The organism is Amycolatopsis sp. QT-25 (assembly GCF_029369745.1).
In the GTDB taxonomy this organism is placed as follows: Bacteria; Actinomycetota; Actinomycetes; order Mycobacteriales; family Pseudonocardiaceae; genus Amycolatopsis.
In genome coordinates this window covers 5,429,872-5,446,968 of the sequence record NZ_CP120210.1, presented here as the reverse complement: position 1 = coordinate 5,446,968, position 17,097 = coordinate 5,429,872, and the positions used below count along the sequence as shown (strand labels likewise).

Sequence of the window (17,097 nt, the reverse complement as noted above, 5' to 3'; positions counted from 1 at the left end):
GTGATCAGGCTGTCTGCAAGGACTTCTTGGTGCCCACCAGCCGGTTGACCAGCTGGTCGCGGATGCGGGGCGGGATGTCCGGCGCGAACCGCCGGAGGTAGCTCTCGGCGTGCACCGCGTCGTCCATCAGGAACGGCAGGTCGAAGACGACCAGTTTGCGGATGGCCAGCAGCGGCACCGGCGCGCGCAGTGCCTTGAACTTCTCGTTCCACAGGCCGGGCTGTTCGCAGACCGGATGGAACTGCCCGATCATCAAGCCGTCGTCGACGAACTTGTTCTTCGCCTCACGCTGCAGGTCGTCCAGCCCTGTCGCGTCCTGATAGTCCAGTTGCGGCAGCACGAGGAGAATCGTCAGCAGTTCCCGGTCCGCGGGCGAGGCCGTGGCGCAAAGCCTTTCATACCAGGAACGCAGGCTCTCGATCGCGTCGCGGACATCGGTCTCGCCGTTCGTGGCGGTGAGTGCCGCCAGATGGAAGAGTCCTTTGTGGATCGACGGTTGCGTGTACGGGCACACCGGTCCGTTCCGGCCCAGTTCCGGGTGCGGTGACACCAGGTAGCGGCCGGCCCAGGCCAGGATCTCCTGCGCGGATGACCGATGCTCCGCCGGCAGGGCGCCACTCTCGACCTCGGCCGCCGTCCAGATGAGGACCTTGTCGTCGCCGATCATGAACCGATGCTTTGCGAGAAGGTGAAGACGCCGTCGGGGTCGACCCGATCCTTGATCGCCTTCAGTCGTGGGTAGTTGACGCCGTAATAGGCGGTGCGCCAGTCTTCGAGATCGGGGTCGATGAAGTTCTGGAAGGCGCCGTCGGACACATACGGCGACATCGCCTCACCCAGCTCCGCCAGCCAGCGAAGGTTGGCGTCGACCACGGCGGGCTCGTCGTTCTCGGCCCACGAAGTGTCCATGGACAGCAGGAAAAGCGCGTTCCGATGGGCGAACGCGGTCTCCGTCGCGCCCACTCGGTTGATCGCGCCACCCCAGGAGAACAGGGCCGCGCCACCACCGTCCGGATTGCTGCTGGGGGGAACGCGGTCGACGAACGACAGCATCGTGTCGATCGCCTCCTCGGGCAGTGGCTCGGTGACGATGTTGGTCCGCACCGAGAACGCCCCTTCCGCGGTCTCGTGCAGCAGATCGTCCTTGGCCTGCCAGAAGGTCCGGTCCGCGAGGTCCATGCGGATCGGCCGGGCGACGGACAGTACGGGGTCGAGGATCTCCCGCAACTCCCCCGCCGTGCCGAGATGCTGTCCGATGGCGGACACGACGCCGTCCGAGTCACCCGACTTGCTGACGCCGATCCTGACCGCGAATTCGTCCGGTGCCCGCCGCGCGACCTCTTGCAGCACCGAAAAGACCTTCGGCGCGTCGGCGCGGTCCCACAACAGCAGGTAGCTGGCGCAGCCGGCCACCGGCTTCGCCTGGAAGGTGAAGGACACGTTGACGCCGAAGTTCCCGCCGCCGCCACCGCGGCAGGCCCAGAACAGGTCGGCGTTGTCGTCCGCGTCGCAGCGCAGAACCCGACCGTCCGCGGTCACCACTGTGGTCGCCACGAGCGCGTCCGCGGTCAGCCCGAGCGCACGGGAGGTGGCCCCGCAGCCGCCGCCCAGGGTGAGGCCCGCGATACCGACCGAGGCTCCGTTGCCCAGCGCGAAGGCCATTTCGTACGGCTGGATGGCGGCGTAGACGTCCGCCATCCGTGCGCCGCCGGCGACCGTCACCAGCCCTGTCGATCCGTCGGCGGACACGGTGTTCATCGGGCCGAGGTCGATGACCAGGCCGGTGTTGACCGAGTGGCCCGCGTAACTGTGCCCGCCACAACGGGCGACGACGTCGACGCCGGTGTCACGCGCCCACTCGAGGGCAATTCGTACGTCCGCGGTGTTCGCCACGGAGACGACCCCGCGGGGGGTGGTTCCGGCGAACCGTTTGTTGAACGGCGCACTGACGTCGTGGAAACCGACCTCTCCGGGGCGCCGCACGCGGCCGGCCACGGCGTGGTCGAGGCGTCGCCAGTCCGCGTCGGATGGGCTGCGGGACACTAGCTCACCTCGTCGAGGTAGGAAACGCCGGTGGCGGCGTGCGGGCCGTAGCGCTCCCACGCCTCCCGAAGGCGGAGGTGGCCGTCTTCGGTCACCTCCGGCGTGTTCACCGTGTGCCCGCAGATCACCTCACCGGTGGCGAGCACCAGGGTGTACCCCAGGTGCAGGGACCCGTTCTCCCGCTGGGCGCCGGTGATCGACCCTCGCCGCACCTCGCCCCCGGCGAACTCGGACCAGACGACGTCGCCTTCCTGCCGGTACACGGCGATCGCTTCGGCGTCGCCACCCGCTTTGCGGAATTTCCGCCCGTCGTAATCAATCATGGGACTCGGCCCGGGAGATCTCGTGGGAGACGAACTCGTCCGACATGGCCCGGTCCCACCAGATCGCGTAGTAGGCGAAGTCCTCGTCGTGTTCGTTGACCAGGTTGTGTTCGATCCCCGGCTTGAGGAAGACGAGGTCGCCCGCCGCGAACTCGTGCCGCTTGTCACCGGCGATCACCGCGGCCCTTCCGGTCATTCCGATGAAGATCTCGTGCTCGTGGTGAGCGTGGGACACCGATACGTCACCGGGGCGCAGGACACACCAAGCCCCTCGAAACGGTGCTGTCAAACCGTTCCACGGATAAAGCAGCTTCATGTCCAAGCCGTAGGCCCGCGTCAGGTTCTCGTGTTCCAGCCTGCGGATGTCCACGACGGCAAGGTCTTGGTCAGTCACATCCCACTCCGATCAGCATGCTTTCCCTGCTCCGGCGTTCGGTGCTGATCGAGGCTATGTTCGGCCGTCTTCCCGGAGATAGGGGAACTATTCCCGATTGCCGGTGAATCATCCGCGCCCGAGACCCGCGTCCCGCGCGAGCACGATCGCCTGTGCCCGGTCGGCCACGCCGAGTTTGCCGAAGACCGCGGAAACACGGTTGCTGATGGTCTTCTGCGCGAGCGCCAGCTCGCGGGCGATGGCGCCGTTCGACTTCCCCGCGGCGACGCGGTCGAGCACTTCCCGTTCTCTGGTCGTCAACTGGGGAAAGGGATACGGCTCCGGGTCGCCCGCCGACCGCATCAAGGCGCTGAACCGGCCGGCGATCGCCTTGCCGACGATCGCCTCGCCCGCGGCCACGACCTGGACACCGCGGACGACCTGGTCCAGATCGGTGCCCTTGATCAGATATCCGCGCGCACCCGCCTGGAGTGCCGATCTGATGGCGGTGTCGTCGTCGGCCGTGCTCAGCACCAGTACCCGGGTGTCCGGTGCGACGCGCGACACCCGGCTCACCACGTCGATGGCCGCGGCCTCGCCGAGTTGCGGGTCGACGACCAGGACGTCCGGCCGGTGGCGAAAGGTTTCCGCGATCGCGGCGTTCGCCGTGGCCGCTTCACCGATGACGACGATGCCGTCGACGAGTTCGAGCGCGGCGCGGACCCGGTAGCGAACGGCCGGCTGACTGTCGGCGAGGAAAACCGTCACCCATTCGGTGGCGGTAGTTTCCTCACCCCTGCTCTGTTCGGGCAGCAGGCGCGCGGTGCGCCGCTGGTCATGGAGTTCCGCCGGCCACAAACGGGCGGTGTTACCGACACTGACGTGATTGTTCATCATTTTCCCCTATGCCTGCCGCTACTGAGCCTGCCTGATCGGCTCCGTTCGGTGAAGTGCGCTGAAGGTGTCTGCTCGACCGTGACGGGGACGAGGCTCGCCGGCCGCGAGAAGAGTCTATGCACTAGGTATCGAACGGATCCATGCGACCGTTATGCACAATTGATCGCAATCAATTGTGCGCGGCAACGGACCTGGTCGATCAAACGGGGAGAAGCGGCAAACCTTCCGCACTCGGCCGAATGCGGCAATGTGGCGCTACCTTTCGGGGTAGACGGCGGAGCCTGTTGGGGCAGCGGAGGGCGGCCGGGGGCGCCTCCGAAAAAAGGGCAGGTTCTCCCTTTCGCCGGACGGTCTTTTGTGCAGAAGCGGATGACCTCGCCGAGATTCCCGGCTCGGCGGGAAAAGCGACCCTGTCGCCCGGGAAATGCCGATCCTTACTGTCGGCAACCTATTCTGGACGAACGGGGTGTATCTGTGACTGAAATACAGGTGGGTTTGCTGGCGATCGGCGCGGGACCGGCGAACCTGGCGCTCGCGGTGGCCATCGAGGAGTCCGGGAATCCGGAGCTGGCCGGGCAGACACTGCTGCTGGAGCAGAGCCCGGACATCAAATGGCAACGTGATCTGCTGATGCCGTGGGCGCGCAGCCAGGTCTCCTTCCTCAAGGATCTGGTGACGCTGCGCAACCCGCGCAGCAAGTTCTCGTTCCTCAACTTCCTGTACCAGGAGAACCGGCTCGACGAGTTCGTCAACCTGGGCACCTTCCACCCGTTCCGCTGGGAGTTCTCCGACTACCTGCAGTGGGTCGCGAAGTCGCTGGACCAGGTCCGCATCCGCTACGACGCCAAGGTCCAGCGCATCGAACCCGTGCGCGGCACCGACGGATCGATCACCGGCTGGACCGCGACGCTCGCCGGTGGGGACAAGATCCATTGCCGCGACCTCGTCGTGGGCGGCGGCCGGGACGCGAACGTGCCGGACGTCTTCGCCGATCTCCCGGCCGACCGGATCATCCACAGTGCCCAGTACCGGCGCCGGATCGCGGAGCTGCCGCCGGACACCCCGCTGCGCGCCGTCGTGGTGGGCGGGGCACAGAGCGCGGCCGAGATGTTCATGGCGCTGCACGACAATCTGCCCAACAGCACCCGCACCATGATCGTGCGTTCGATCGGCCCGCAGAACTACCAGACCAGCAAATTCGTCAACGAGCTGTTCTTCCCGTCGTTCGTCGACCGCTTCTACGACAGCCCGGCCGAAGTCCGGGAACAGGTGCTGGACGAGATGCGCCTGACCAACTACGCCGCGGCGGCCCCGCCGTTCCTCGACCACATGTACACCACGCTGTACCAGCAGCGCGGTCTCGGCGTGCAGCGTTCGCACGTGCGCACCCTGACCGAAGTGGTCGGCGCCAGGATCGAAGACGACGAGGTCGTCCTCGATCTGCGTGACCGGACCAGCGGCAAGGTCGAGGCGTTGCAGTGCGATCTGGTGCTGCTCGGCACCGGCTACGACCAGCGGATGCCCGCGATGGTACGCGACCTGGCCGACAGTGTCGGTCTCTCGGAGGTCACGGTCAGCCGTTGCTACCGGGTCGATCTCGGCGAATCCGCTTGGGGCGCGGTGTATCTGCAGGGGGTCAACGAGGCGACGCACGGCATCGCCGACTCGTTGATCAGCGTGCTCGCCCACCGTTCCCGTGACATCGTCGGCGATCTGCTCGCCCGCCGCGGCACCGAGTCGAGGACCGCCTGATGAACCGGCTGGTGGTGATCTCGCCGGCACCGACGGCGAACGGTGATCTGCACCTCGGTCATCTCGCCGGTCCGTTCCTCGCCGCCGACGTCTGCGCCCGGTACGCCCGCGCGACCGGCACGGAGGCCCTCTACGGCACCGGCATGCACTTCACCCAGAACTACATCGTCACCGCGGCCGCGCGGCTCGGCGTCGCCCCGGAAGACCTGCGGGAACGCTCCGCGGACCAGGTCCGGCAGACGTTGGCCGCGATGGGCATCGAGGTCGACGGGTTCGGCTGCATCGGTGACAGGTTCACCGAACTCGTCATCGACTTCTACGATCGCCTGCACGGAATGGGCAGGCTCGAGCTGCGGACCGTGCGTTTCCCGTTCCTGCCGAGCACCGGCGAGTACCTGATGGACGCCTACGTCACCGGCGGCTGCCCGTTCTGCCTCGCCGACGGGTACGCCGGGATCTGCGAGAGCTGCGGTCTGCCGGTCGCCCCGGGCGATCTCATCGGGCCGCGTTCGACACTGCGCCCGGACGAGAAGCTGGAATACCGGGAAGCGGACATCCTCGTCTTCCCGGTGGAGCGGTACCGCGCGGAACTGGAGGCGTACTTCGCCCGGATCCCGATGCGGCCCGGGATGGCCCGGCTCATCGAGGCCGCGATGGCGGGCCCGCTGCCGGACTTCCCGATCACCCAGCCGACGTCGTGGGGTATCCCGGCGCCGTTCCCCGAGGTACCGGGCCAGGTGATCTACCCGCATATGGAGGGCATGCCGTGGAGCATGTTCACCACCGCGCTGGCCGCCGAGAAACGCGGCGCGGTGCTGACCGCGGACGACGAGCTTTGGCAGGCGGACTCCGGGTCGACCGTGGTGTACTTCCTCGGCCTGGACGCGACGTACCCGTTCGCGGTCGTGGGCACGGCGATGCTCACCGCCCTCGGCGGCCATGTGCTTCCGGCGCAGTACGTCACCAACGAGTTCTACGAGCTGGCCAACGAGAAGTTCTCCACCAGCCGCGGGCACGTGGTGTCCGGCCGCGAACTGGCCGCCGAGGTGCCGCGCGACCTCATCCGCTTCCACCTCTGCGCCACCAGCCCCGAATACCAGCGCACCGACTTCACCCGTGAGGCGCTGCTGAGGGTCAGCGAAACCCGGCTGACCGGACCGTGGAACCGGATCGCGGCGGCGGTCGACGAGTGGGTGGACCGCGGTCCGCTGCCGGTCTCCGGCGACGCCCGGCGGATGGCGCGGCGGATGACCGAGCGGTTCACCGACGGCTACGAACTCCAGCGGTTCAGCGTGACCGCCGTCGCGTCGACGCTCGCCGAGCAACTGGGGCGGCTGGACCGGCTGGCCGCCGTGACGACGGCCGAGACCGCGGGTGATCTCTGCCACCAGGTGAACGTGTTCCTGCGCTGTGCCGCGCCGATCCTGATCGACCTCGCCGCGGCCGCGCTACCCGACCCGACGTCGCCCTGGCAGGTGGACGCGGACACGGTGGTCGCCGAGAAGCTGCCGCGGCTGGCCTGCTGATGGGCTCGGTCGCCGTCGTCGGTGCGGGTGTGACCGGATTGGTGACCGCGATCGGCTGCGCGCGGGCGGGTCACCGCGTCACCGTGTTCGACCGCGGTCCGGTGCCGAACCCCGCGTCGGCGTCGTCCGACCAGCACCGCGCCCTGCGGGTGCTGCGTCCGGGCGACGTCGACGGCACCCGGCGGATGGCCGAGGCCCGCCGTCGGTGGCTGGAGCTGGAATCGTTGCTGCGCACGGAGATCTTCCGGCCGGTCGGCGTGGTCACCGCGGGCACCCGGGACGAGCTCGCGTCGGCGTTCGACACCGCGGGCCACGTCGGGCTTCCCGCGGTCGCCGTGTCACCGGACGCCTTGGCGCCCGTGGTGTTCCCCGCCGGGACCGCCGGGGTGCTGGACGCGAGCGCCGGTGTGCTGCTGGCGGAACGGTTCCTGCGCGCGGCGGCCGAATGGCTCGCCGCGCATCCCGCGGTGACGTTACGGCCGCGCTGCGCCGTCGTGGAGGTCGACGACCATCGGGTGTCCGCGGCCGACGGGACCGTCGTGGACGCCGACCTCGTGCTGGTCGCGGCGGGACCGGGGAACACCGAACTGGTCGAGCGGCCGGTCACGCTGTATCGCCAGACCATGGTCTACCTGCGGCCGCCGCGGAGGCTGGCGGGCTGGTGGACGTCGGCCCCCGGCGTCGGCCGGATCGGTGCGGCCCGCACGGCGTGGCTGCTGCCGTCCGGCGGGGGCACCCTGCTCAAGATCAGCTCGGACGCGGTCTGCCGGGAGGTCGCGGCCATCACCGAGCGGGACCGAGGACCGTGGGCGGACCGGTTGCTCACCGAGCCGATCCTCACCGGCGCCGCGGACTACGCCGTCGTCGCCGTGCGGGACTGCCACTACGCGGCCGATCCCGTCGACGGCGGCTCGATGCTCGTGCGACTCCGTCCGTCGGTGTGGTCCCGTCCCGCCTGCGGCGGCACCGGATTCGCCACCGCACCGCTCGTCGCCGAGGAGATCCTCGGCGCTGTCATGGAGGTCAAGGCTTGAACAAGGGGAGTGCATAGTGGAGTTCACGATTGTGGGCGCCGGGATGGCGGGCGCGTTCCTGGCGCTTTCGCTGGGCAGGCAAGGGCATACGGTGACGGTGTACGACCGCAGGCCGGATCCCCGCGAGACCGCCGGCGCCACGACGTCGATGAATCTCGGGCTTTCCCGGCGTGGCCTGGCGGCACTGGATCGCCTGGGGTTGTCGGACGAGGTGAGACGGCTCGTCGTGCCGATGCGCGGGCGGATGCTGCACAACCCCGACGGCGGACTGCGGTTCTCGGCCTACGGCGAAGGCGGCATCCTGGCCATCCAGCGCCAGGACCTGAGCGCGGTCCTGGTGGACGCGGCCAGCCGGGTACCCGGCGTGCGGTTCGTGTTCGACACGCGGTGCACCGGCGTGGACCGCGACCTGCCCTCGGTGTCCTTTGTGGACCCCGACGGGCGGGCACTCGTGGTGAAGCCGGATGTCGTGGTGGGCGCGGACGGCGCGTTCTCGGCCGTCCGCCGCTCCCTGCACCACGAGCAGCGCGCCGAGTTCTCGCAACGCTACCTCGAATGGGGCTGGCGAGAACTCCACATCCCGGCGGCCGCGGACGGTTCCCATCGCATGGCCGACGACGTCTTCCATCTGTGGCCCCGCGGCGACGTCATGATGTTCGCCCACCCCAACCGCGACGGATCCTTCACCTGTTCCTGTGTCCTGCCGTTCCACGGCCCGCACGGTTTCGACTCGCTGCGGACCGCGGAGGACGTGGAATCCCTGTTCCGCCGCCATTTCCCCGACGTCCTGTCGCTGGTTCCCGGCCTCGGCGAGGAGTTCCTGCGGCGGCCCACCTTCAATCTCGTCACCGTCAGCACCGCCCCGTGGATCCACGAGGGGAAGGTCGTGCTGATCGGGGACGCCTGCCACGCCGTCTATCCGTTCCTGGCCCAGGGCATGAACTCGGCCTTCGAGGACGCGCTGGAACTGACGGACAGCCTCGCCCGCCATCCGGGCGACACGACGGCGGCGCTGACGAGGTACTACACCCGCCGCAAGCCGAACACCGACGCGCTGGCGGACATGTCCCACCGCAACTTCGCCGAACTCCGCGACACCGTGCGCTCGCCGGCGGTCCGCCTCGAACACGCCTGCGACACCGTGCTGGAGAAAGTCCTCCGGCACCGCTGGATGCCACTGCACGCGATGATCACCAACACCACCGTTCCGTACGCCAAGGCTCTGCAGCGGGCGACCCGCCAGCATCGGATCCTGAAGTACTCGGGTGCCGCGGTCGTCGCGGCCGGGGCCGCCGGGGTGGTCCGCCTGCTTCGGCGCCGGGGCTGACTCCGGGGTTGTCGCGAAAGCCACGTTCGGGATGCCCGATGTCTCGAACGTGGCTTTCGCGACCTTCTTTCACCGACACCGGACTGCGAGTACATGAAGGCCCCCTTCCTTGCGTCAGGCGCAAGGAAGGGGGCCTTCATGTACTCGGCACTAGGTGGGTCAAGGCTCCGGGCGGACCTCGATCCGGATCAGGCCCGCGGCCTTTTCCGCACGCTGCAACGCTTCGGCGGAGTCGTCCGCGACGGCCATCACCAAACCCGTCCGGTCCCACGAGCTGCGCAGGCCGGTGAACCGGTGGCCCGGCTGGACCTGGATGTCCACCAGGAACACACCCTCCACCTGCCGGGCCTGCTCGAGTCCGACGACGGCGTCGATCACGCCCGGCTCCATCGGGACGAACCGGACGGCGGCGCCGCCCGTGGCGCGGCGAGGCAGCTCGGGCAGCATCTCCCCGCGCATCATCGCCACGTAGGACCGCAGCAGATCCATCGAATAGGCGCGGTCGATGACCTCCATGATCCCGTCACCGGCGATCCGGCCGGCGCATTCCACCAGGTAGGCCCGCCCGTCGGAGACGATCCACTCGCAGTGCAGGATGCCGTCGGCGAACCCGACCGCCTCGACGACCTGACAGGTCAGTTCCGCGAGCTCCTCGGTGAGGTCGGCGGGGATGTCGGCAGGCACGATATGGGCCAGCTCCACCGGCCGCGGGCCGGGGTAGAGCTGTTTGCCGGTGACATTGGCGAACAGTCGCCGCCCGTCGCGGACCAGCATCTCGACGCTGTACTCGGGTCCTGGCACGTACCGTTCGACCAGCATGGACAGTTCCATCGGCCGGTCGGGAACGAAAATGCCCTCGTCCTGTTCGACGCAGCTCGCCCACGCCTGTTCGACCTCGCCGGGGTCACGGACGATCTGCGTGCCGACGGCGGCCTGCCGGTTCGCCGGTTTGAGCACCACCGGGCCGGGATGGGCCCGCAGGAACGCCAGTACGTCCTCCGGGGAAGTCACGGTGGCGCTTTCCGGATTGGCCACCCCGGCGGCCGCGCTGACCTTCCGCAGCATCGCCTTGTCCCGCAGGATCTGCGCGGCACCCAGGGTCGCGCCCGGCAGGCCGTAGCGTTCGGCGAGCCGGGCGGCGAACGGGGTGGCGTACTCGATCAGCGGGATCACCGCCACCGGGTCCAGGTCCGGGTGGGCGACGTAGAACTCGTCGGCCGAACCGGGCCGGGCGTGCTCCCAGCCGATCAGCGCACTGACCAGTGGAGACCCGGCGAGCCTCGTGCCCAGGTCCCGTTTGCGGATGACGTCCGGCTCCTCGACGAGGACGACCGAACCGTCGGGTTCGGTACCGGTCAGTGCCATCAGCACCGGCGTCACGAACCCGACGATCAGGATGGGCCGCTGCTCACGCATCGGACTCGGTCTTGGGCTTGTCGACGATGCCGAGCATGAACCGCATGGACGGTTTGGCGCCGACCAGGTGCGCGCCGACCGTCTGGGTGACGCGGTCCCGCGCGGTGGGGTGCATGGCCATGGTCATCGAGTCCCGCAGCCAGCGGTTCATCGGGTCACCCGAGCGGATGGCCGCGGTGCCGAGCAGGTCGCAGAGCCGCTGCACGACCCGCTTCGACATCTGGAAAGCCTGCCAACCGGTCAGCGCCGGGGCGACGCGTTCGTCGGGCGTGAGATCGTCCAGCGTGCCGGTGCCGTCGGCGGTGACCTCCCACTGGCGTTCCAGTGCCTGGTAAACGCCGGCGCGCGTCGTGCTGTAGTCGGCCTCGCATTCGGCCAGGGTGATCTGGATGCGCTCGTTGTCCTTCCAGGCGACGCCGCTCATCCGCCACGGCGAGCCCTTCAGCATGTCGACCCGTTCCATGGTGAGGCCGCGGACGTAGTCCAGTGCGGCCCGCGCCGTGCCGAGCGGCACACCGCACATGCTGCGCTGGATCACGTCCGGCTGCACCAGGGGTCCGTTGGGCACCTTCGGGTTGTCGAACGTCAGGGTGTGGTTCTCCGGGACGAAGACGTCCGTGATCGTGTAGTCGCTGCTGCCGGAGCCGCACAGGCCGAGGGTGTACCAGTTGTCGAGGGATTCGGTCTGGTCGCCGGGAACCATGAACAGCCGCGACTCGTGCGGGTTGCTGCCGTCCGGGCTCGCGTAGGGCTCACCGTTCTCGAACACCATGGCCCCGGAGGCCACCCAATCGGCGTGGGTCGAGCCGCTGCCGAAGCTCCAGCGGCCGGTGAGCCGGTAACCGCCGGGAACACGTTCCGCGTGCCCGGTCACGGGCAGCACACCGGCGGAGTGCATGTCGATGCTGGTGAACATCCGGCGGGCTTCGTCCTGGTCCAGGAAGTTGGCGTGCAACCCGATGTCCGAGCCGAGTTTGGCACACCAGCCGACGGACGCGTCACCGTAGGAAAGCGCTTCGATCACCTCGGTCTGCTCCATCGAGGTCATCTCCGGGCCACCCCAGTCCCGGCTGAAGCCGATCCGGAAGACACCGGCCTCGCGCAGCAACTCGACCACGTCCGCGGGCAGGCTCCGGTTCTTCTCGATCTCCGCCGCCCGCTCACGCAGGATCGGTGCGAGCGCCTTCGCGTTCGCGAGGATCTGCGCGCCGGTCAGCGGCCTGTCGGTGCGGACGGGTTCGGTCATGGTCATGCGGAAACTCCCTCGTGTTCGTCGACGTCGAGCAGCCCGGCGGGCATCTCGAAGGCGGTACCGGGTGCCGGTGGGTCCACCGGATCGGCGTCGACCCGCACCAGGGCGGCGGCCGCCGCCAGCCGCCGGGCGCAGGTCTCCTGGTCATCGGCTTCGCACACCACGAACGAATGCCGGGCGATGTAGCCGCCGGGCGGCAGCCGCAGGGTGGTCCCCGGGTCGACCATCGGCGAAGCGACGACCAGGCCCGGCGCTTCGGCGGGAACCGTGACTTCGCGGACCAGGCAGTCGTGATCCGGGTAGCCGAACCGGATCCCGGCGACCGCGTGCCGGGTCGGGGCGATGACCGGCCGCCGTCCGGTCGCGACGGCGAACAGGATCTCGCCGGGATCGAGACCGGTGGCGGTCCGGCCGAGGAACGGGATCAGGTCGCCGCCGAGACGCCCGTTGATCTCGATGATCAGCGGGCCGCGGTCGGTCAGCCGGACCTCGGAATGGGTGATGCCGTCCCGCACGCCGAGCGCGCGATGCGCCCGCGCCAGGACGTCCATCAGTTCGGCGTCGTGCAGCAGCGGATCGCCGGCGTCGACGACGTGCCCGATCTCCTCGAAATACGGCTGATCGCCGGTTTCCTTGCGGGCCACGAACATCGGCAGGTACTCGCCCTCGTGCACGGCCGCGTCGATGCTGATCTCGGGCCCGGAGACGTAGCCCTCCACGATCGCGCCGCCGCCGTAGCGGCTCTGGTCGACGGTGGCGGCGCCCATGGCGACCCCGAACGCGGCGTCCACTTCGGACTCGTCGGCGGCGTACACCACGCCGATGCTCGCGCCCATCGCCCTCGGCTTGAGCACCACCGGATACCCGATCCCGGCGGCCGCGGCGCGGGCCTCGTCGAGGCCGGTGGTCAAGGCGTATCCCGGCTGCGGCAAGCCTTCCGCGGTCAGCACGGTCCGGGTGCGGTTCTTGTCGCGGCAACCGCGGACGCCGTCGACGCTCAATCCGGGGACCCCGAGTTCGGCGGCGAGTTCGCCCGCGGCCAGCACGACCGGTTCGTCCCAGCACATCAGGCCGGCGATCCGGTGCCGACCGGCGACCTCACGGGCGGCGGCGAGCATCTCGTCGGCGTCGAACACGTCCGTGTGGACGATCTCGTCGAAATACGCGTGCTGCCAGGTGGGCTTGAGATTGTTCAGCAGCACCAGGCCGAGTCCGGCCTCGCGGGCGCACCGGTGGATGGACGAGACCAGGTATTCGCGGTACAGCTTCAGGCCGCTGCCGATGATCAGCAGGACACCGTTGGCTTCGTTCATGGTCGCTCTCCCACGACTTCCGGCTCGGGTTCGGCCACCTTCTCCGCCACGGGCGGCTGTTTGAGGCCGTAGATGTGCATCGATCCCGCGATGACGGACAGCACCGCGCAGAACCCCCAGAACCCGGGGCCGCCGAACTCGCTCCAGAGGAACAGTCCCAGTACCGGCCCGATCGTCGCGGCCACCCCGGACAACGTCTCCTTCGTCGCGATGTAGCGGCTTCTCAGCTCCACCGGGAAAGTCGCCGGATGGGAGGCGGTGCTCGGTCCGTGGATCATCAGCCCGGACACCGCCAGCAGGGCGCCGGCGATCACGAAGAACTGATGCTGCGCGATCAGCCCGTAGAGGGCGAATCCCGCCGCGCTCACCAGGTTGCCGAACAGACCGGCGAGATTCTTCGGGATCCGGACGATGTAGGTGGTGATCTTCAGTTCACAGGTGATCAGCACGACCGAGGAGATCACCAGCACCGTGCTGTACAGCCCCACCGGATAACCGGCGTCGACGATGTTCAACGGCAGCACCGCGACCCAGCCGGCGTAGATCATCATGCCGAACAGGCCCGCCACCAGATAGCACAGGAACCGGGTGTCCCGGATCATCGTCCCGTACACCGCGCGAGCGCTCAGCGTGGGAGGAGCGTCGGCCGTGGGCTCGTGCGGGGTCTTGCTTCCCCTCGGCAGCAACAGGAAGGCCAGCAGCGCCCACAGCGCCGCCGTCGTGCCGTCCAGCCAGAACAGCAGGTCCCAGTTCACCTGGATGACCACGGCGGCGATCAGCGGTGCCACGGCCGCGCCGATGTTCAGCGCGATGCGCATCATCGAAAAGCCCATGACCTTGTGCTCTTCCGGCATGTACTCCGCGAGCAGCACCGCGGCCGCCGGCCGGTACGCCTGGATCGCCAGCCCGGACAGCGCGACCGCCGTGACCAGTGCCCAGGGCGTGCCCCGCACCAACGGGATCGACGCGACGAGCGGCGCCGCGCACGTCATCACCGTCACGATCGTCGCGCGGCCGCCGAACCGGTGGGTCAGCTCGCCGCCGAGCATGGCGCCGAAGATCGCGCCCACGCTGTACGCGGCGAGGCAGACCCCGGCGAAACCGACCGAGGTGCCCCGGAACGTCAGGTACAGGATCAGGAACGTCTGGACGAACGCGCCCAGCTGGTTGACCAGCACGCCGCCGAGCAGATACCTGACGGGGGCGGGGGTCGACCGCAGTACCGCGAAGACGCCGGTCCTCGTGGCGCCGGTCATGCGGATCCGCCAGGCTTCGCCCGGCCGCCGATCACCGATACGCCGACTTCTCGCTCAGTCACACATCCTCCAGATTCGGATACCCGCGGTGGTTCACGAGACATACCGGCGCGGGTCCAGTCCGTGGGGAGGTGGTGCCGACGTGGCCGACCGGTGACCGAAGGCTAATTTCGGATCTTTCCCGGCAGGTAGGGGAACTGTTCCCGACGGTTCGGGAATCTGGCGGGGACGTGAGGGGTAGGCCGGCGCACCTTCCCTCAGTACATGAAGGCCCCCTTCCTTGCGCCTAGGTACAGGAAGGGGGCCTTCATGTACTTCACGCCGCAGGCAGGTCTCGCCGCCGGAGTCGCCGGGTGCCGCGCAGAAGTCGGTGCGGGTCATCCGGTGGACCGAGCACTGGGGGTAGCCGACCGTCTCGTTGTGCCCCGGCACGGTGCCGTGGTGGCAGTGCGTCGTCGAACCGGACCGGCGCACCGAGGTGCCGACCGGCGCGACCCACGAGCCGCGGCCGAGCGCGTCGCTCACGGTGCCAGAGAGATGTCCGCCCTTCTGTCCGGAATTCACAAGAGCGAACGTGGGCGGATCCAGCCAAATCGTCCACTTTGGACGGTCGGTCACCCGCGCTCTGTGAGCGTTCTCTTGGCGGTTCCAGTACCTTGCCGGTTATGACCGCGTCGCCGGAGGATGTGCCGGAACAGGTGCTGCGCACCTCGATCGTCGAGCGGCTGTTCGCTCGCGAAGCCGATCCGCGCCCGCTGTTCACGCATCAGGATCACGGCGCCGGTCTGGACCACACGGTCACCTGGACCGAGTTCGTCTCCCGGGTGCGAGTGGTCGCCGGAGCACTGCGCCGGGTCACACGGCCGGGTGATCGTGCCGCCGTGCTCACCGGCCAGGACCTGAACTACCCCTTGGCTTTCTTCGGGGCACTCGCCACCGGACTGGTGGCCGTACCGCTGATGGCTCCGGGCACCCCCGCCCAGCGAGGCAGGCTCACCGGTGTGCTGGCGGACTGCGACGCCCGGGTCTGGCTGACCTCCGCTTCCGCCGCCGCGAAAGTACGCGAGGCAGGCACACCCGAGCACCTGATCGTGGTCGACGAACTCTCCGGACCGGGGGCCGAGCCGCTTCCCGTCACCCCCGAAAGCCCCGCTTACCTGCAGTACACCTCCGGGTCGACACGGGAGCCCGCCGGCGCGGTGATCCCGCATCGGGCGGTCGCGGCGGCCTGCTGGCAGGCGAGCCGCGCCTACGCCGTCAACGAGCACACGACCTGCGCCGGCTGGATCCCGTTCTTCCACGACATGGGCCTGATCCAGCTGCTGTGCCTGCCGGTCCACGCCGGAGCGCGCTCGGTCTTCATGTCGCCTGCCGAGTTCGTGCACCGGCCCCTGCGATGGCTCCGTCAGCTCGCCGATCACCCGGCCGTGTTCACCGCCGCGCCGAACTTCGCGTTCGACCTGGCCGCTGAAGCCGCTGAAGCCGCCGAAGAGGCAGGGGACGACCTGGACCTCTCCGATGTCCGGGTCGCGCTCAACGGCGCCGAGCCGGTCCGGCCGCGTACGGTCGCGCGTTTCCTGGAGGTCTTCGGCCCGCGTGGATTCCGGCCGGAAGTCCACCGTCCGTCCTATGGCCTGGCCGAGGCCACCGTGTACGTCGCGAGCGCGGGCGCGGAAGGCCCACGGAGCGCGGTGTTCGACAGGGAGGCTCTCGCGCAAGGCAGGGCGATCGAGGTGCCCGACGGGCAGGAACTCGTCTCGGTCGGCCGTCCGCTCGGGCAGCGGGTCCGGATCGTCCGCGACGGCGTGGCACTACCCGACGGCCTGGCCGGGGAGGTCTGGATCCACGGGCCGAACGTCGCCGCGGGATATTGGGGCCGCGGTGACGCGGCGGCGTTCGCGGGCGAACTCGACGGCGTCGGCGGCTGGCTGCGCACCGGCGACCTCGGCGTGTTCCACCGCGGTGACCTCTACATCACCGGCAGGCTCAAAGACCTCATCGTCGTCGACGGCCGCAATTTCCATCCGCAGGACATCGAAGCGGTGGCGGGGGAAGCGCATCCGGCGATCCGCCGTGACCGCGTGGCCGCCTTCGGAATCTCCGACGAAAGGGGCGAAGGGGCGATGTTGGTAGCCGAATGGGCAAAGAACGCCGAAGCCGATGTCAAAGAAGTCACCAGAGTGGTATTACGCGCGGTGTCACGGGAACATGATCTGACGTTGCGATCGGTACGTCTGGTTCCCTCCGGTGACCTTCCGCGCACTTCCAGTGGCAAGGTCGCGCGTGCGGCGGCGAGGGCGCGTTATAGTCGGCGCCGTGGGTGATCACCGGGCGGAGGTCGTGAAGGTCGTCAGCGAGACTTTTCGGCTCGATCCCGCCGAAATCGAGGCCGACGCACCACTCGAAGAGCTGGGCATCGACTCCAAGGGACGGATAAAACTCCTGTCCGCGCTGGAGATCTACCACGACGTGAGCATTGATCTGGACCAGCTGGACCGGTTCACCGACATCGGGTCGGTGGCCGAAGTCCTCGCAGAGGCACTCGGCGGTAAGGCCGGCGGATCCGACGAAAGGCGCTGAACAGA

General features: G+C 68.8%; 15 protein-coding genes and 1 pseudogene. 6 read left to right on the top strand and 10 right to left on the bottom strand.

From position 1 onward, the window contains the following. Positions 1-4: 4 nt before the first annotated feature. From P3102_RS25105 to P3102_RS25085, 5 genes are all read right to left on the bottom strand, one after another. Positions 5-667 carry a DUF6875 domain-containing protein gene (locus P3102_RS25105; RefSeq protein WP_276362262.1) on the bottom strand — a complete coding sequence of 221 codons (663 nt, stop codon included), beginning with the start codon at positions 665-667 and terminating at the stop codon, positions 5-7. Beyond that, complete coding sequence (locus P3102_RS25100; RefSeq protein WP_276362261.1) at positions 664-2,043, bottom strand: FAD-binding oxidoreductase; 1,380 nt, start codon at positions 2,041-2,043, stop codon at positions 664-666. Before P3102_RS25100 ends, P3102_RS25105 begins: the two co-directional genes overlap by 4 nt. Then, a complete protein-coding gene (locus tag P3102_RS25095) occupies positions 2,043-2,366 on the bottom strand; it encodes a hypothetical protein (RefSeq protein WP_276362259.1) in 324 nt (107 codons plus the stop codon). Before P3102_RS25095 ends, P3102_RS25100 begins: the two co-directional genes overlap by 1 nt. Beyond that, on the bottom strand, positions 2,359-2,760 hold the full coding sequence (locus P3102_RS25090; RefSeq protein ID WP_276362258.1) for a cupin domain-containing protein: 402 nt from the start codon (positions 2,758-2,760) through the stop codon (positions 2,359-2,361). Before P3102_RS25090 ends, P3102_RS25095 begins: the two co-directional genes overlap by 8 nt. A gap of 108 nt (positions 2,761-2,868) precedes the next feature. Beyond that, entirely contained in the window at positions 2,869-3,633 is a 765-nt protein-coding gene (locus tag P3102_RS25085; RefSeq protein WP_276362256.1) for a response regulator transcription factor, read from the bottom strand. Positions 3,634-4,110: 477 nt separating this feature from the next. Here P3102_RS25085 and P3102_RS25080 point away from each other — a divergent pair, with 477 nt between their 5' ends. The 4 genes from P3102_RS25080 to P3102_RS25065 are packed head-to-tail and all read left to right on the top strand — an operon-like array spanning position 4,111 to position 9,275. Beyond that, complete coding sequence (locus P3102_RS25080; RefSeq protein ID WP_276362255.1) at positions 4,111-5,388, top strand: SidA/IucD/PvdA family monooxygenase; 1,278 nt, start codon at positions 4,111-4,113, stop codon at positions 5,386-5,388. Further along, positions 5,388-6,914: a class I tRNA ligase family protein gene (locus tag P3102_RS25075; RefSeq protein ID WP_276362253.1), complete on the top strand. Its 1,527-nt coding sequence runs from the start codon at positions 5,388-5,390 to the stop codon at positions 6,912-6,914. The genes P3102_RS25080 and P3102_RS25075 overlap by 1 nt, the downstream gene beginning before the upstream one ends. After that, entirely contained in the window at positions 6,914-7,948 is a 1,035-nt protein-coding gene (locus tag P3102_RS25070; RefSeq protein WP_276362252.1) for an FAD-dependent oxidoreductase, read from the top strand. The genes P3102_RS25075 and P3102_RS25070 overlap by 1 nt, the downstream gene beginning before the upstream one ends. Before the next feature lie 16 nt (positions 7,949-7,964). Next, complete coding sequence (locus P3102_RS25065; RefSeq protein WP_276362251.1) at positions 7,965-9,275, top strand: NAD(P)/FAD-dependent oxidoreductase; 1,311 nt, start codon at positions 7,965-7,967, stop codon at positions 9,273-9,275. 159 nt (positions 9,276-9,434) lie between these two features. Here P3102_RS25065 and P3102_RS25060 read toward each other — a convergent pair whose 3' ends face one another. The 5 genes and pseudogenes from P3102_RS25060 to P3102_RS25040 all read right to left on the bottom strand — a co-directional run. Beyond that, a complete protein-coding gene (locus P3102_RS25060) occupies positions 9,435-10,691 on the bottom strand; it encodes an ATP-grasp domain-containing protein (RefSeq protein WP_276362249.1) in 1,257 nt (418 codons plus the stop codon). Next, positions 10,684-11,943, bottom strand: a complete 1,260-nt coding sequence (locus P3102_RS25055; RefSeq protein WP_276362248.1) for an acyl-CoA dehydrogenase family protein — start codon at positions 11,941-11,943, stop codon at positions 10,684-10,686. Before P3102_RS25055 ends, P3102_RS25060 begins: the two co-directional genes overlap by 8 nt. After that, positions 11,940-13,256: an ATP-grasp domain-containing protein gene (locus tag P3102_RS25050; protein WP_276362246.1), complete on the bottom strand. Its 1,317-nt coding sequence runs from the start codon at positions 13,254-13,256 to the stop codon at positions 11,940-11,942. The genes P3102_RS25055 and P3102_RS25050 overlap by 4 nt, the downstream gene beginning before the upstream one ends. Beyond that, on the bottom strand, positions 13,253-14,512 hold the full coding sequence (locus P3102_RS25045) for an MFS transporter (protein WP_276362245.1): 1,260 nt from the start codon (positions 14,510-14,512) through the stop codon (positions 13,253-13,255). Before P3102_RS25045 ends, P3102_RS25050 begins: the two co-directional genes overlap by 4 nt. Positions 14,513-14,848: 336 nt before the next feature. Beyond that, a pseudogene (locus P3102_RS25040) lies at positions 14,849-15,043 on the bottom strand (S1 family peptidase); the annotation flags it as partial. A 134-nt stretch (positions 15,044-15,177) separates the two neighbouring features. Between P3102_RS25040 and P3102_RS25035 the strand changes: the two are divergent. Both P3102_RS25035 and P3102_RS25030 read left to right on the top strand, forming a co-directional pair. Continuing rightward, positions 15,178-16,836 carry a fatty acyl-AMP ligase gene (locus P3102_RS25035; protein ID WP_276362243.1) on the top strand — a complete coding sequence of 553 codons (1,659 nt, stop codon included), beginning with the start codon at positions 15,178-15,180 and terminating at the stop codon, positions 16,834-16,836. Then, the gene (locus tag P3102_RS25030; RefSeq protein WP_276362242.1) at positions 16,829-17,092 is read left to right on the top strand and encodes an acyl carrier protein; all 264 of its coding nucleotides are present in this window, start codon (positions 16,829-16,831) and stop codon (positions 17,090-17,092) included. The genes P3102_RS25035 and P3102_RS25030 overlap by 8 nt, the downstream gene beginning before the upstream one ends. Positions 17,093-17,097 lie beyond the last annotated feature (5 nt).